This window comes from Curtobacterium sp. NPDC090223 (assembly GCF_044746585.1).
In the GTDB taxonomy this organism is placed as follows: Bacteria; Actinomycetota; Actinomycetes; order Actinomycetales; family Microbacteriaceae; genus Curtobacterium.
On sequence record NZ_JBIVCN010000003.1, the window covers coordinates 479,965 to 494,450 of the forward strand.

The 14,486-nt window shown below is 72.5% G+C and carries 12 protein-coding genes; 11 read left to right on the forward strand and 1 reads right to left on the reverse strand.

All coding sequences use genetic code 11. The annotated features are described in order from the left end of the window. Positions 1 to 51: 51 nt before the first annotated feature. From galE to ACIPJY_RS09760, 4 genes are all read left to right on the forward strand, one after another. Positions 52 to 1,014, forward strand: a complete 963-nt coding sequence (galE, locus tag ACIPJY_RS09745) for a UDP-glucose 4-epimerase GalE (protein WP_400467167.1) — start codon at positions 52 to 54, stop codon at positions 1,012 to 1,014. A 191-nt stretch (positions 1,015 to 1,205) separates the two neighbouring features. Then, positions 1,206 to 1,538, forward strand: coding sequence for a WhiB family transcriptional regulator (locus ACIPJY_RS09750; RefSeq protein WP_400467165.1), 333 nt, complete (start codon positions 1,206 to 1,208; stop codon positions 1,536 to 1,538). A gap of 149 nt (positions 1,539 to 1,687) precedes the next feature. Continuing rightward, positions 1,688 to 4,540: a glycosyltransferase gene (locus ACIPJY_RS09755; RefSeq protein ID WP_400467162.1), complete on the forward strand. Its 2,853-nt coding sequence runs from the start codon at positions 1,688 to 1,690 to the stop codon at positions 4,538 to 4,540. Beyond that, complete coding sequence (locus ACIPJY_RS09760; RefSeq protein ID WP_400467159.1) at positions 4,537 to 5,931, forward strand: DUF5719 family protein; 1,395 nt, start codon at positions 4,537 to 4,539, stop codon at positions 5,929 to 5,931. The genes ACIPJY_RS09755 and ACIPJY_RS09760 overlap by 4 nt, the downstream gene beginning before the upstream one ends. A 169-nt stretch (positions 5,932 to 6,100) precedes the next feature. Here ACIPJY_RS09760 and ACIPJY_RS09765 read toward each other — a convergent pair whose 3' ends face one another. Further along, positions 6,101 to 6,541 (reverse strand): metallopeptidase family protein, encoded by a 441-nt coding sequence (locus ACIPJY_RS09765; protein WP_400467156.1) that lies wholly within the window; start codon positions 6,539 to 6,541, stop codon positions 6,101 to 6,103. Positions 6,542 to 6,598: 57 nt separating this feature from the next. On the opposite strand from ACIPJY_RS09765, the gene ACIPJY_RS09770 reads away from it, so the two are divergent. The 7 genes from ACIPJY_RS09770 (at position 6,599) to hpf (ending at position 14,414) form a co-directional block, all read left to right on the forward strand. Further along, complete coding sequence (locus tag ACIPJY_RS09770; protein WP_400467153.1) at positions 6,599 to 6,820, forward strand: DUF3499 family protein; 222 nt, start codon at positions 6,599 to 6,601, stop codon at positions 6,818 to 6,820. Between the two features lie 252 nt (positions 6,821 to 7,072). Next, positions 7,073 to 8,551, forward strand: a complete 1,479-nt coding sequence (ahcY, locus tag ACIPJY_RS09775) for an adenosylhomocysteinase (protein WP_400467150.1) — start codon at positions 7,073 to 7,075, stop codon at positions 8,549 to 8,551. 102 nt (positions 8,552 to 8,653) lie between these two features. Continuing rightward, positions 8,654 to 9,328: an MtrAB system response regulator MtrA gene (mtrA, locus tag ACIPJY_RS09780; protein WP_400467147.1), complete on the forward strand. Its 675-nt coding sequence runs from the start codon at positions 8,654 to 8,656 to the stop codon at positions 9,326 to 9,328. A gap of 5 nt (positions 9,329 to 9,333) precedes the next feature. Beyond that, positions 9,334 to 10,995, forward strand: coding sequence for an MtrAB system histidine kinase MtrB (gene mtrB, locus ACIPJY_RS09785; RefSeq protein WP_400467143.1), 1,662 nt, complete (start codon positions 9,334 to 9,336; stop codon positions 10,993 to 10,995). Further along, positions 10,992 to 12,740, forward strand: a complete 1,749-nt coding sequence (locus ACIPJY_RS09790) for an LpqB family beta-propeller domain-containing protein (protein WP_400467140.1) — start codon at positions 10,992 to 10,994, stop codon at positions 12,738 to 12,740. The genes mtrB and ACIPJY_RS09790 overlap by 4 nt, the downstream gene beginning before the upstream one ends. Before the next feature lie 106 nt (positions 12,741 to 12,846). Next, a complete protein-coding gene (locus ACIPJY_RS09795; protein ID WP_400467138.1) occupies positions 12,847 to 13,494 on the forward strand; it encodes a ComF family protein in 648 nt (215 codons plus the stop codon). A 221-nt stretch (positions 13,495 to 13,715) separates the two neighbouring features. Next, positions 13,716 to 14,414 (forward strand): ribosome hibernation-promoting factor, HPF/YfiA family, encoded by a 699-nt coding sequence (hpf, locus tag ACIPJY_RS09800; protein ID WP_400467135.1) that lies wholly within the window; start codon positions 13,716 to 13,718, stop codon positions 14,412 to 14,414. The last annotated feature ends 72 nt before the right edge of the window (positions 14,415 to 14,486 follow it).

The window sequence follows — 14,486 nt, forward strand, 5'->3', positions numbered from 1 at the left end:
GCGGAGCCAGCCACGGGCGCGGAGCCACGGCGGTCCGCTAGCGTGGCGGACATGAGTTGGCTGGTCACCGGCGGTGCCGGGTACATCGGATCCCACGTCGTCCGGGCACTGCGCTCGGCCGGCATCGACACGGTCGCGTTCGACGACCTCTCCAGTGGCTTCAGGGCGTTCGTGCCCGACGACGTGCCCTTCGTCGAGGGCACGATCCTGGACGGCGACCTCCTCGCGAGCACGATCCGTGAGCACGGCGTCACGGGTGTGGTGCACGTCGCCGGGTACAAGTACGCCGGCGTCTCGGTCGAGCGACCGCTGCACACCTACGAGCAGAACGTCACCGGGATGGCGACGCTCCTCCGCGCGATGGCCGACGCCGATGTCGACAAGGTCGTGTTCTCCTCGAGCGCCGCGGTGTACGGCACGCCGGACGTCGAGACCGTCGTCGAGTCCACTCCGAAGAACCCGGAGTCGCCCTACGGGGAGTCGAAGCTGATCGGCGAGTGGCTCCTCAGGGACATGGAGGTCGCGCGCGGCTTCACCACCACGTCGCTCCGCTACTTCAACGTCGTCGGGTCGGGAGAGCCGGACCTCTACGACGCCAGCCCGCACAACCTCTTCCCGCTCGTGTTCGACGCCCTGCTCGCCGGTCGCACGCCGCGGATCAACGGCACCGACTACCCGACGCCCGACGGCACCTGCGTCCGCGACTACGTGCACGTCGCGGACCTGGCGCACTCGCATGCGGTCGCGGCGGCGAAGCTCGAGGCGGGGGAGCCCCTCGAGCGCGCATACAACCTCGGCAGCGGCGACGGCGTCAGCGTCCGCCAGATCATGGACGCCATGGCCCGCGGCACCGGCATCGCCTTCGAGCCCGAGGTCGCCCCGCGCCGCCCCGGCGACCCGGCGCGCATCGTCGCCACCGGCGAGGCAGCGGCCCGCGACCTCGAGTGGTCGATGCGCCACACGCTCGACGAGATGGTCACCAGCGCCTGGGAGGCCCGCCGCCGCGTCGGCTGACCGCGGGGTGTTGTCCCCCGACGTGCCGACAGAACCGGCGCGACACGCCCGAACGGGGGACATGACACGCCGGAACGGTCAGTGCCTTCTATGATCCGCGACTTGACTCCGAGGAATCACACCGCTGTAATTACAGGCAACGACATCACGGCAGGGTCCCGAGATGACGACCGAGCGAGACGAACCAAGGGGTGATCAGGGTGAGCGGTTCCGACTTCCACGCCGGAGTTCCGGAAGACTGGCACGTCGACCCCGTGGCGCTCGGCGTCCCCGGCGTCCGACGTCCGGAGACCGACGACGAGGAGAACCCGCTCGCCTGGCAGGCGGACTCCCTCTGCGCACAGACCGACCCAGAGGCGTTCTTCCCCGAGAAGGGCGGCTCCACCCGCGAGGCGAAGAAGATCTGCACCTCGTGCGAGGTCCGGTCGCAGTGCCTCGAGTACGCGCTGGAGAACGACGAGCGCTTCGGCATCTGGGGCGGCCTCTCCGAGCGCGAGCGTCGCAAGCTGCGCAAGCGCGCGTAGCGGCCTCCGAGCGCGCGGAGCGCGCAGACCCGACCAGGAGGCCCGGTGCACGTCGGACGTGCACCGCGCGTTGATCCCGGCCACAGGTTCACGGCACGCCGACCCGTCGGACTGCTGCCGAGCCTCCAGACCGTAGAGTGACGCCCGTCATGCAGCCCAGTTCCGCTCAGCCCCGTGTCACCGCGATCCTCGTCGCCGCGAACGGGGCGGACCACCTCGACCGGACGCTGGCCGCCCTCGCGAACCAGACCCGCCACCCCGAGAACCTGGTCGTCGTCGACGTCGGTTCCACCGACGGGTCGACCGCCCAGCTGGAGTTCGGGGGATCCGCCCAGCTCACCCGCATCCCGGCCGGCCGCTCGTTCGGCGACGCCGTCGCCGTGGGGGAGAAGGCCGCGCCGCACCCCGAACCCGACGAGGCCGTGGACGAGTGGCTCTGGCTCGTCGGCCACGACAACGCCCCGGCCCCGACCGCGCTCGCCGAGATGCTCGCCGCGGTGGAGATCGCCCCGTCCGTCGCGGTCGCCGGTCCGAAGCTCGTCTCCGACACCGATCCCGGCCGGATCCGCGCGTTCGGCGAGAGCATGACCCGGTTCGGTCGGTCACTGACCCTCGTGCAGGACGAGCTCGACCAGGGCCAGCACGACCGCTACACCGACGTCCTGGCGGTCGCCGCGGGCGGCATGCTCGTCCGCCGGTCGGTCTGGGTCGCCCTCGGCGGGTTCGACCAGGCGCTGCCGGACGTCGACGCGGCGCTGGACTTCTGCGTGCGCGTCCGCCTCGCCGGCCACCGTGTCGCCGTCGTGCCGGACGCCCGTGCGACGAGTGCCGGCCCGATCGAGGAGTTCGGGCGCAAGCGCGTCTCCGAGGGACGTCGTGTCCGCCTCCACCGTCAGGCCCAGCTGCACCGCCGGATGACCTACGCGCCGGCCGGCGTGCTCTGGATCCACTGGCTGACGCTCGTCCCGTTCGCCGTCGGCCGCGCGATCGGCCACCTCGTCGCGAAGCACCCGGCTGCCGTGTCCGGCGAGCTCGCGGCCGCGTTCGCCGTGGCCTTCGGCGGGGGCGCCGGCCGCTCCCGCAAGTCCCTGGCGCGCACGAAGCAGCTCGGGTGGGCCGCCATCGAGCCGCTGCGTGTCACTTGGCGACGGGTCCACGAGCGCCGGACGACCTCTCGCGACGTCGAGCTCGCACGCGTCGAGGACGCCCCGGTCGCCCGCGCGTCGTTCCTCGGCGACGGCGGCATCTGGGTCGTGCTCGCCGCGGCGCTGCTCAGCGTCGTCACGCTCTTCCCGCTGCTCGGCTCACCGGCGCTGACCGGCGGTGGGCTGCTGCCCCTGTCGACGACCGTGTCGCAGCTCTGGCAGAACGTCGGGTACGGCTGGCACACGCTCGGCACCGGGTTCACCGGCCCGAGCGACCCGTTCGCGGCGGTGCTCGCCGTCCTCGGGTCGATCACGTTCTGGTCGCCGTCGACGTCCGTCGTCCTGGTGATGCTCCTGTCGTTCCCGGTCTCGGCGCTCGGCGCGTGGTTCGTCGTGCGGAAGCTGACGACCCGCACGTGGGTCCCGGTGATCGGCGCCGCGCTGTACACGATCGCCCCGGCGCTCGTCGGCGGCGTGACCACGGGACACCTCGGTGCCGTCATCGCCCACCTGCTCCTGCCGTGGCTGTTCCTCACCGTGCTCGAGGCGCACCGTTCGTGGGCGTCGGCCTCCGGCGCGTCCCTGCTCTTCGCCGGCGTCGCCGCGTCGGCGCCGTCGCTCCTGCCCGTGCTCCTGGTCGGGTGGCTCGTCGCGCTCGGCGTGGGCTGGCGACACGCGCACCGACGGGTGTTCATCCCGGTGCCCGCGGCCGTCCTGTTCGTGCCGCTCGTGCTCGCGCAGGTGGCCAGAGGCAACCCCCTCGCGGTCTTCGCCGACCCCGGTGTGCCCTCCGCCACCCGTGCGCCGTCCGCCCTGCAGCTCGCGATCGGGCAGCCCCTGCCCGACTGGAACGGCTGGCTCCCGGTCAGCTCGCCGCTCGCCGTCGTGGTCGCCGCGCTCCCGATCGCACTCGCCGTCTTGGCGCTGCCGATCGCCGCGACCGCGATCGGGTCGATGCTCGGGCACCGCTGGTCGGTCGCCGGGTACGCCCTGGTCGCCGCGCTGCTCGGGTTCGCCACGGCGTTCGGCGCGACGCACCTGACGGTCACCGGCGTCGGCGCCACCACCACCATCGTCTGGCCCGGCAGCGGACTCAGCGTCTACTGGTTCGCGATCGTCGTGGCCGCGTGCATCGGGATCGACACCGTGCCGCGCCAGGCGCCCGTCGTCGGACTCGTCGCGACCGTGTTCGCCGGGGTCGCGGTCGCACCCGCGTTCGCCGCGTTCTACCTCGGCAACGCGGTCATCCAGCCGACCACGGGCCGGGTGCTCAGCGCGTACGTGAACGCCGAGGCACAGGCGAACCCGGACGTCGGCACGCTCGTCGTCGACCCGCAGACCGACGGCTCCCTCGCGGTGTCGCTCGAGCGCGGGCAGGGCTCCACCCTCGACGACCAGTCGACGCTCGACGCCACCGCGCTGTCCCTCAGCGAGTCCGGGTCCCGCCTGGCGACCCTCGCGGGCAACCTCGCGAGCCGCAGCGGGTACGACCCGAAGCCGGCGCTGCAGGAGCTCGGGATCAGCTTCGTGCTGCTCGACGACGCACCGGACGACGACCTCGCCCGGCAGGTGCACGACCGCGCTGCCGGCGCCATCGGCCAGAACGCGCTCTTCACGAGCATCGGCGAGACCACCAGCGGGTCGCTGTTCCACTACGAGGGCGACGTCGACCGCACCGGCACCGGCTCGGCCGCCGCGAAGGCCACCCACGCGCTCTACCTCGTCGTCCTCGGCGTGGTGTTCGGCGCCGCCGCGCTCCTGGCCGTCCCGACCGCCCCGCGCCGCCGCCGCGCGACCTCGAACGTGCTCGAGGCCGACGAACCGGCGACCACCTTCGACGAGGAGCGCGACGAATGACCACCCCCGCTCGCCGCTGGATCCTGCGCGGCACCGCGACCGCGATCGCCGTGGTCGTCGCCGCCGGCACGATCGCCGCGGCCAACGCCATCGGCACGACCGAGGCCCCGGGTCAGCCCGCCGGCCGGACCGTGACGCCCGTCCCGGCCGACGCCGAGCGCGTCTGCGCGGGCAGCGCCCTGCGGCTCAGCGACGACGCCGGCAACGACGCGACGACCGCCAGCACGGTCGGGACCGCCACGGTCGCGACCGCGACGACCGGCCGCACCGTCGAGCGCTCCGACCTCGCCGCCTCGTCGACCGGCAGCAGCGACCCGACCCTCCTCACCGCGCCGGCCGGGGACACCACCCCGCAGGTGGCCGGTTCCAGTTACCAGAGCGTCTCGAGCGGTGACCTGGTGGGCGTCGCCGCGGCCTCCTGCGACGACCCGTCCCAGTCGACGTGGCTCGTGGGCGGCTCGACCGAGACCGGGCGGACGAGCCTCATCACGCTCGCGAACCCGACCGACGTCAACGCGACCGTCGACCTGGCGATCTACGACGGCACCGGCACGGTCAGCGCACCCGGTACGACGGGCATCGTCGTCGCGCCGAACTCGCAGAAGGTCGTCCCGCTCTCCGGGTTCGTCTCCGACCAGGGCTCGACCGTCGTGCACGTGTCGTCCTCCGGCGGACAGATCGTGGCGCACATGCAGGAGACCGTGGTCCGGACGCTGACCCCCGGCGGGTTCGACATCGTCTCGGGCGGCGCCGCGCCGTCACGCAGCCAGGTCATCCCCGGCGTGGTGCTCCGAGGTGCCGAAGAAGCCCAGCGCGGCGACGACACCGAGGACGCCGCCCCGATCGTGCGGTTGTTCGTCCCGGGGACCAAGGCAGCCCGGGTGACCCTCGGCATCACCACCGCGGACGGCGGGGGCACCACGGTGAACACCACCGCCGAGCCCGGCGTCGTCACGGACGTCGCACTCGACGACTTCCCGGACGGCCGGTACTCGTTCACGGTCAGCTCGACGGTGCCGGTCGTCGCCGGGGCGCGCACGACGACGACCACCGACGGCGACCAGACCGACCTCGGCTGGTTCGCCTCGGCGGAGCCGCTCGGCCGCACCACGACCACCGCGGTCGCTCCCGGGGACGTCCCGCGCCTGAACGTCGTGAACCCGACCACGCACGACGCCACCGTCGTGATCGCGTCCGGGGACGAGCGCCAGACGCTCGAGGTGAGTGCCGGTTCCACCGCGACGACGACGGTCGCCACCGCCAAGCAGCTGACGATCACCGGGGCGCGGGGCCTCGTCGCGGGGGTCACCTACGCGAGCGGTGCCGGCGTCGCCGGGTTCCCGGTCCGCGCTGCGACCGAGGTGTCGACGCCGGTCCGCGTCTACCCCTGACGGCGCGCCGCGCTCGCCGCGCTTGCCGCGCTTGCCGAGGCGCCGTTCTCCCGCAGAGACGCCGTTCTCTCCCCGGGACGCCCCCGGATCCAGCGGTGTCTCGCGTGCACTGCGGCGTTCCGGGAACGCAACGGTGCCGCGCAACCCGGCAGCCGGCAAGCGGTCCGGCTCACCAGTGCCGGTAGCGGTCCGGTGCCAGGTCCCACGGGTCCTTGTCGATGAGCTCGGCCACCGCACGGAAGACCGCGGTCTCCACGATGACCCGGCGGTCGGTGTCGTTCTTCTCCGGGGAGCGCGTGACGCGCTCGACGGGGATCCGGAACACGGTCACCCGGCGGGCGTCGTGCTCGACCCGCCAGCGCGGCATCCGGTCCGGGGGAGTCGGGTCCGTCGGCATGTCCGCGACCTGGAAGACGACGCCCTGCAGTTCCTCGGGCCAGAGGCCGAGCAGGTAGTGCGCGGTGTCGCCGACGATGCGGTCGAACGCCTCGGCACGGGTGATGATCGGGGCGAGCTCCGGCCCGGTGACGCTCGAGCGGTAGCCGCGGCCGTGCCGGGAACGTCCCCGGCCGCGGTCGACCGGGGTGACGAGTCGGGGCTTGCGGCGCATCCCCACATCGTACGCGGCAGGTCGGGCACGGACGGGTTCGGTAGGGTCGACGTCGGTATGGACGTGCGGATCTGCAGCAAGGTCGCCTGTGGGGCGAGCGCCTCGGCGACGCTGACGTACGACTACGGCGACTCGATGGTGGTCGTCGGACCGCTCTCGACGCGGGTCGAGCCGCACGGGTACGACCTCTGCGCGCGGCACGCGGCGCGCCTGCGCGTCCCGCAGGGCTGGCACGTCATCCGCCGCGAGCCGCTCCGCGAGGACCGCACGACCGACTGACCGGCGCCCCGAGGCGACCACACACCGGACCGGAGGCGCGGGACGGAGCCGACCCGGGCCTCCCGGCCGACACGCCCCCATCTGCTCGAAGCGGCCGCACCTGCTCGAAGCGCCCCGATCGGCTCGAGACGCCGCCGGATCCCACGGCGTCTCGAGCGCGGAGCGGCGCCTCGGCGGATCGCGCCGGCCCCGGACGGGAGGCCGTGCCCGCGCCCGTGACGCCGCTCACGATCACCGTGGGAGACTGGACCCATGCCCACCGAAACCCAGGCCGCAGCAGCATTCCGCGTGGCCGACCTCGGCCTCGCCGAGGCCGGTCGTCACCAGATCCGCCTCGCCGAGAACGAGATGCCGGGCCTCATGTCCCTGCGCGAGGAGTTCGGCGCGTCGCAGCCCCTCGCCGGTGCGCGCATCGCCGGTTCGCTGCACATGACGGTGCAGACCGCCGTCCTCATCGAGACGCTCACGGCCCTCGGTGCGCAGGTCCGATGGGCCAGCTGCAACATCTTCTCCACCCAGGACGAAGCCGCCGCCGCCATCGCCGTCGGCCCCACCGGCACCCCGGACGCCCCCGCCGGCGTCCCGGTGTTCGCGTGGAAGGGCGAGACGCTCGAGGACTACTGGTGGTGCACCAACCGGATCTTCGACTGGAGCGCCGAAGCAGCCGAAGCCGGCGCCGAGTGGATCGGGCCGAACCTGATCCTCGACGACGGCGGCGACGCCACGATGCTCGTGCACACCGGCGCCGACGCCGAGGCAGCGGGGCGCGTGCCGGACGCCGGAGCGGACGCCAGTGCCGAGTACCGGATCGTGCTCGACACGATCGCGGCCTCGCTGCAGGAGTCCTCCGACCGCTGGACCCGCATCGCCCAGGACATCCAGGGCGTGACCGAGGAGACCACCACGGGCGTCCACCGCCTGTACGAGCTCGCCCGCACCGGCGAGCTGAAGTTCCCGGCGATCAACGTCAACGACTCCGTCACGAAGTCGAAGTTCGACAACAAGTACGGCATCCGGCACTCGCTGCCCGACGGCCTGAACCGCGCGACCGACGTCCTCATCGGCGGCAAGGTCGTGTTCGTCGTCGGCTACGGCGACGTCGGCAAGGGCGCTGCCGAGGCACTCCGCGGCCAGGGCGCCCGCGTCATCGTGAGCGAGGTCGACCCGATCTGCGCGCTGCAGGCGTCGATGGACGGCTACCAGGTGGCACGGCTCTCGGACGTCGTCGACCAGGTCGACATCGTCGTGACGTGCACCGGCAACCTCGGCGTCGTCGGCGTCGACGACATGCTCGCGCTCAAGCACCTGGGGATCGTCGCGAACGTCGGGCACTTCGACAACGAGATCGACATGGCCGGCCTCGAGTCCCTGCCCGGCGCCGAGAAGATCGAGATCAAGCCGCAGGTGCACGAGTGGCGCCTGCCCACCGGCCGCTCGATCCTGGTGCTCAGCGAGGGCCGCCTGATGAACCTCGGCAACGCCACGGGCCACCCGTCGTTCGTGATGAGCAACTCCTTCACGAACCAGGTCCTCGCGCAGATCGAGCTCTGGACCCGGCACGACGCCTACCCGACCGGCGTGTACGTGCTGCCGAAGCACCTCGACGAGAAGGTCGCGCGCCTGCACCTCGATGCGCTCGGCGTGCAGCTCACCACGCTCCGCCCGGAACAGGCGGCGTACATCGGCGTGCCGGTCGAGGGCCCGTTCAAGCCGGACCACTACCGCTACTGACGCACTCCCGCGCGGGCGCGCGGTGTTCGGGCAGGCCCTCGGCTACTGTGAACGAGAGGTGCCTGCCCGGCACCACCGCACGCCACCCGGAGTCCACATCACATGACACCGCGCATCCTCGTCGTCGACGACGACCAGGCCCTCGCCGAGATGATCGGCATCGTCCTCCGCGCTGAGGGGTACGAGCCGGAGTTCAGCGGCGACGGCAACGACGCCGTCGACGCGTTCCACTCGACCAAGCCCGACCTGGTGCTCCTCGACGTCATGCTGCCCGGCATCGACGGCATCGAGGTGTGCCGCCGGATCCGCGCCGAGAGCGGCACGCCGATCATCATGCTCACCGCGAAGGGCGACACCTCCGACGTCGTCGCGGGCCTGGAGAACGGCGCGGACGACTACGTCGTGAAGCCCTTCAACCCGAAGGAGCTCGTCGCGCGCATCCGCACCCGGCTCCGGCCCACCGCCTCCGACGCGGCCGTGCTGCACGTCGGTGACCTCACCGTCGACGTCCCCGGGCACGAGGTCCGCCGTGACGAGGCCGTCATCGCGTTGACGCCGCTCGAGTTCGACCTGCTGCGCGCCCTCGCGGAGAAGCCGAACCAGGTCTTCACCCGCGAGATGCTGCTCGAGCAGGTCTGGGGCTACCACTACAAGGCGGACACCCGTCTGGTGAACGTGCACGTCCAGCGGCTCCGCGCGAAGATCGAGCACGACCCGGACAACCCGCGGATCGTGACCACCGTCCGCGGCGTCGGCTACCGCGCCGGGGGAGCCTGAGCACCGTGCCCGCTTCGTCCGGCCTGACGTCCTTCGGTCGGGCACGCCGGCGGCTGCGGTCATGGGCCCGGCGGGGCTGGCGCGGGATCGCGTACCTGTGGCGCCGGTCGCTGATGTTCCGGTCGGTGGCCATCACCGTCACCACGACCGGGCTCGCGGTCGCCATCATCGGCACCGCCGTGATGCTGAGCATCTCGAGCAACGTGTACGCCCAGCGCCGTGACCAGATCGAGGCGGAGTCGGCGCGGGCGACCAACGTCGCCCAGGGGATCTTCGACGCGGCCACCGCTGCGGAGGACAACAACCAGTCCGAGCTGGAGACCCTGCAGAACGAGGCGCAACAGGCGATCCTGTCGAACACGACGAGCCCCGGCGGCACCAAGATCGCCATCGAGCGGTCGCCGAACCAGTCGACGGCGCAGACGCTGCAGAACGTCGCGAGCCAGTACTTCCCGGACGAGGTGATCACCGACGCCCTCCGGAAAGAGGTGGGCAAGAACACCGGCAACCTCAGCCTGCAGGCGGTCCGGCTCGAGGACGAGGGGCGGAGCGAACCGGGCCTCGCCGTCGGTTCGACGCTGCAGATCCCGAGCGCCGGCCAGTACGAGCTCTACCTGGTCTACGACCTCGCGGACGCGCAGCAGACCCTCGACTTCGTCTCCCAGACGCTCTCCATCGGCGGTGTCGCGCTCATCGTGCTCATCGCGCTCGTCACCTCCCTGGTGGTGCGGCTCGTCGTCGTGCCGATCCGCGGTGCTGCCGAGACCAGCCGGAAGATCGCCGCCGGGCGCCTCGACGAGCGCATCCCCGTGAAGGGGCAGGACGACGTCGCCACGCTGGCGCGGAGCTTCAACGGCATGGCGGACGCGGTCAGCCGGCAGATCACCCAGCTCGCCGAGCTCTCCCGCGTGCAGCAGCGGTTCGTCTCCGACGTCTCGCACGAGCTCCGCACGCCGCTCACCACCATCCGGCTCGCCGGTGACGTCCTCTACGACGCCCGGCACGCCTTCGAACCCGCCGTCGGCCGCTCCGCCGAGCTCCTGCACGACCAGATCGACCGGTTCGAGCTGCTCCTCGCGGACCTGCTGGAGATCTCCCGGTACGACGCACAGGCGGTCGAGCTGGAGACCGAGCCGGTGCAGCCGGCGTCCCTGACCGCGGACATCGTCGACGAGTTCCGGCCACTCGCCGAACGCCTCGGCGTGGACCTGCGGCTCGCGACCCCCGGCGGCCACACGACCATGCAGCTCGACGCCCGACGGATCCGGCGCATCCTGCGGAACCTGGTCGGCAACGCCATCGAGCACGGTGACGCCAAGCCGGTGCACGTCGTCGTGGACAGCGACGCCAGGACCGTGGCGATCGCCGTCCGGGACCACGGGGTCGGGATGCCGCCGGAGGACGCTGCGCGCGTGTTCGACCGCTTCTGGCGGGCGGACCCGAGCCGCAAGCGCACGATCGGCGGGACCGGGCTGGGGCTCGCGATCAGCCTCGGCGACGCGAACCTGCACGGTGGGCGCATCGACGTGTGGTCCCGGCCGGGGGAGGGCTCGGCGTTCGTGCTGACCGTGCCGCGCAAGGGGCAGGAGACCACCGCGACGTCGGCGATCCCGCTGCCGGAGCTCGACGAACCGTACGACGGACCCCGGGAAGGCGGCCCCCGATGAACCACACACGGCCCCTGCCGACCCGCACCCGGCCCCTGCCGGCCCGCAGGCCTTCCTCGACCAGGGCCGGGTTCCGGCGGTCGCTCGCCGCCGCGGTCGCCGTCCTGGCGGTCGCGGTGCTCGCCGGCTGCGCCGCCATCCCCACCGGCGGCCCCGTCCGAGACGGCCAGAGCCTCAAGGGCGACTCCGTCTCCGGCGTCGACTTCCGCCCGAGCGGCCCCGAGCCCGGCTCCGACCAGGCGACCATCGTCGACAAGTTCATCGACGCGGCGACGGGCGCCCAGGACAACTACGCCATCGCCCGGGAGTTCCTCAGCGACTCCTTCGCGCAGAAGTGGAACCCGCGCCAGAGCGTGACCGTGCGCCAGGGCGACGGTGAGGTCGAGCGAGTCGGGACGCGCGAGCTGACCTACACGCTGTCCGCCAGTGCGACCGTCGACGCCGAGGGCGAGTACACCCAGGCGGTCCGTCCGACGTCCTCGACCCTGACCTTCCAGTTCGTCAAGGAAGACGGCGAGTGGCGGATCAGCTACGCGCCGGACGGGATCATCCTCTCGCCCGTCAGCTTCGAGCAGGTGTTCCAGGCGCACGCGCTCTACTTCTACGACCCGACGTACCGCTACCTCGTGCCCGACGAGCGCTGGTTCCTCGCGCGGTCGTCGACGAGCACCCGCATCGCCAGCGCGCTCCTGTCTGGTCCGGCGGACTGGCTGAAGGGCGCCGTCGTGTCCTCGTTCCCCGAGGGCACGCAGCTCTCCCTGAACGCCGTCACGGTCGACAACGGCAGCGCCCAGGTCGACCTGTCGAGTGACGCGCTCCGGGCGACCACCGTCGACAAGGTCCGGATGCGGGAGCAGCTCGCGCGGTCGCTGGCCTCCGTCGCGACGATCTCGTCGGTCGAGCTCACCATCGAGGGCGCCAGCTTCTCCGTGCCGGACTCCAGCGGCACCAGTGCCGTGGTCAACCCCGACGTCGACCCGCGTCCGCTCGTCGAGCACGCCGGCGCCGTCGGCTTCGCCGCACCGGGCACCGGCGACGTCGCCAAGCTCGGCAGCGGTCTCGGTGACGCGATCGCGAAGCTCGAGCCCACGTCGATCGCGCTGACGGCGTCCGGTGCCGACGCGGCCGTCGGGGACACCGACGGCGTGTTCGTGGTCCGCAGTGGCAAGAAGCCCCTCCGGATCGACGCGCGGGACGACCTCATCGCACCGACGATCGACGACCAGGGCTTCGTCTGGACGGCGCAGTCGACGAACACCCGCGCGATCACGGCGTACGGCCTCGGCGGGGACCCGCACCAGGTGACCTCGACCCTGCCCGACGGCGACCTCGTGTCGTTCCAGGTGTCCCGCGACTCCACGCGGGCACTCGCGCTCATCGACACCGACGACGGCCCCGCCCTCTACGTGATGGCGATCACCCGCGACTCCGACCGCACCCCGACGGCGCTCGGGTCCCCGGTCCGGCTGCAGGCCGCGTCCGGCACCGCGGTGGGGGCGACCTGGGTGAGCGACCTCGACGTCGCGTCGCTCGGGCAGACCTCGAGCGGTCCGAGCATCGTCCGCTCGACCATCGGCGGGCAGTCCGCGGTGCTCCAGCGCCCGGACGGACGGGCCACGGCGATCGCCGGCGGCAGCGGGGGCACGCTGCTCCTGCGGACGTCGGATGGGCAGGTCCTGCAGTCCACCGGTGGTGGCTGGGACCGCACGGGCGTCACGGCGACGGTGCTGGGCACCCAGCGCTGAGACGACGGCCGCGGCCCGCCCCTCCACAGGTTCGCCGGCCTGGAGGCTCGTCCACCGTTCCGCAGGATCCGCCCGGTCGGGTGCCTCCCGCGGCGAGGATCGCCCCATGACATCGGCTGCACACCCCTGGCGCGACGCGTTCCTCGCCGTCCTCGCCCTGTTCCTGCCCGTTTCGTGCCTCGGCTGCGGGGCGGTCGACCGTGCCCTGTGCGACTCCTGTCGCGCCGAGCTCGCGGACCGGCCCGGTCGCGTCCGGCTCGTCGGCGGCGTCCGGCTCGACGCGGCCTTCGAGTACGAGGGACTGGTCCGCACCCTCGTGCTCGAACTCAAGCTCCGCGGGCGGCTGGACGTCGCGGCACCGCTCGGCCGACCGACCGGTGCGCTCGTGCGGGCAGCACTGGCGGACGCCCCACCGGGCACCCTCGTGCTCCGGGTCCCGCCGTCACCGCGCGGACGACGCCGGCGTGGGTTCGACACCGTCGTGGTGCTGCTCGCCCGCGGTGGTGTCCGCCGGACCGGGCGGCTGCGACGCCTGCCGGGGTCGCGCGGCGCCGGCCAGAAGGAACGCACGGCGCTGGAGCGCGTCGACGCCACCGTCGGCACCCTGCGCGCGGTCGGGGTCGCCGGCCGCAGCGTCGTCCTCGTGGACGACGTCGTCACCACCGGGGTGACCATGGCGGAAGCGGTCCGGGCGGTCCGCGCCGCCGGCGGTCGGGTCGTGCGGTGCATCGCGACGGCGAGCGTCGAGTCGTGACCGCGTCGGTGGTGCCCACGTGCCACGTACCAGTTCCAGCGACGACGCGCCCGGGGTGCACCGTGCGTGAACACCCGGTGTCCTCTGTGCATCCGGTGGGTGTCCGACCCGACCCACCGCGAACCGGTGACGCGAGTGCTCCAGCGGGTCTAGCGTCGCTGGGACAAGGCGTTGACGATCGCCGGATGGAGGCGACGCGCCGAGTCTGGATGGGAGCCGCCATGGACGTGACGATCACGGGCCGGAACGTCGGGATCACCGACCGATTCCGCACCTACGTCGAACAGAAGTCCGACAAGATCGACGTGCTCGCCGACCGCGCCCTCGCGTTCGAGGTGCGCATCAGCCGCCACAACGAGAAGAGCGGCAGCAATCAGGGCGAGGACCGGGTCGAGCTGACGTTGATCGGCCCCGGGCCGCTCGTCCGAGCCGAGTCCGCGGCGTCGGACAAGTACGCGGCGTTCGATCTGGCGTTCGCCCGGATCATGGAGCGACTGCGCCGAGCGCGCGATCGCAGGAAGGTCCACCGTGGGCGTCACCGCCCGACCTCGGTGTCGGAAGCCTCGGGGGCGGCCTTCGACGGCATGGGGGTCACCCCGGCCGACGGCAAGCTGATCGACGACGTCGTCACCGGCGCCGTCACCGTCGTCGACGAGGAACCCCACGAGGAAGAGGACGAGGTCTACTCGCCCGTCGTCATCAGGGAGAAGGTGTTCGAGGCAGCGCCGATGACCGTCGACGACGCGCTCTACTTCATGGAGCTCGTCGGACACGACTTCTACCTGTTCGTCGACGCCGAGACCCACCGCCCGAGCGTCGTCTACCGACGGAAGGGCTGGGACTACGGCGTCATCGGGCTCGACGGCACCGCTGCCGCCGACGCTCAGGTCGGTTCGGAACCGGCCGCGGCGCTCGCCTGAGCGTCGTCACCACCCGAACTGCGGGGTGCGCGGTCCGTTCGCGGGCCGCGCACACCCGTGTCCGGGGTCGCT

Coding starts and splice junctions, on each gene's coding strand:
- galE (WP_400467167.1), top strand. CDS start 52: ATGAGTTGGCTGGTCACCGGCGGTGCCGGGTACATCGGATCCCACGTC.
- ACIPJY_RS09755 (WP_400467162.1), top strand. CDS start 1,688: ATGCAGCCCAGTTCCGCTCAGCCCCGTGTCACCGCGATCCTCGTCGCC.
- ACIPJY_RS09760 (WP_400467159.1), top strand. CDS start 4,537: ATGACCACCCCCGCTCGCCGCTGGATCCTGCGCGGCACCGCGACCGCG.
- ACIPJY_RS09765 (WP_400467156.1), bottom strand. CDS start 6,541: ATGCGCCGCAAGCCCCGACTCGTCACCCCGGTCGACCGCGGCCGGGGA.
- ACIPJY_RS09770 (WP_400467153.1), top strand. CDS start 6,599: ATGGACGTGCGGATCTGCAGCAAGGTCGCCTGTGGGGCGAGCGCCTCG.
- ahcY (WP_400467150.1), top strand. CDS start 7,073: ATGCCCACCGAAACCCAGGCCGCAGCAGCATTCCGCGTGGCCGACCTC.
- mtrA (WP_400467147.1), top strand. CDS start 8,654: ATGACACCGCGCATCCTCGTCGTCGACGACGACCAGGCCCTCGCCGAG.
- ACIPJY_RS09790 (WP_400467140.1), top strand. CDS start 10,992: ATGAACCACACACGGCCCCTGCCGACCCGCACCCGGCCCCTGCCGGCC.
- ACIPJY_RS09795 (WP_400467138.1), top strand. CDS start 12,847: ATGACATCGGCTGCACACCCCTGGCGCGACGCGTTCCTCGCCGTCCTC.
- hpf (WP_400467135.1), top strand. CDS start 13,716: ATGGACGTGACGATCACGGGCCGGAACGTCGGGATCACCGACCGATTC.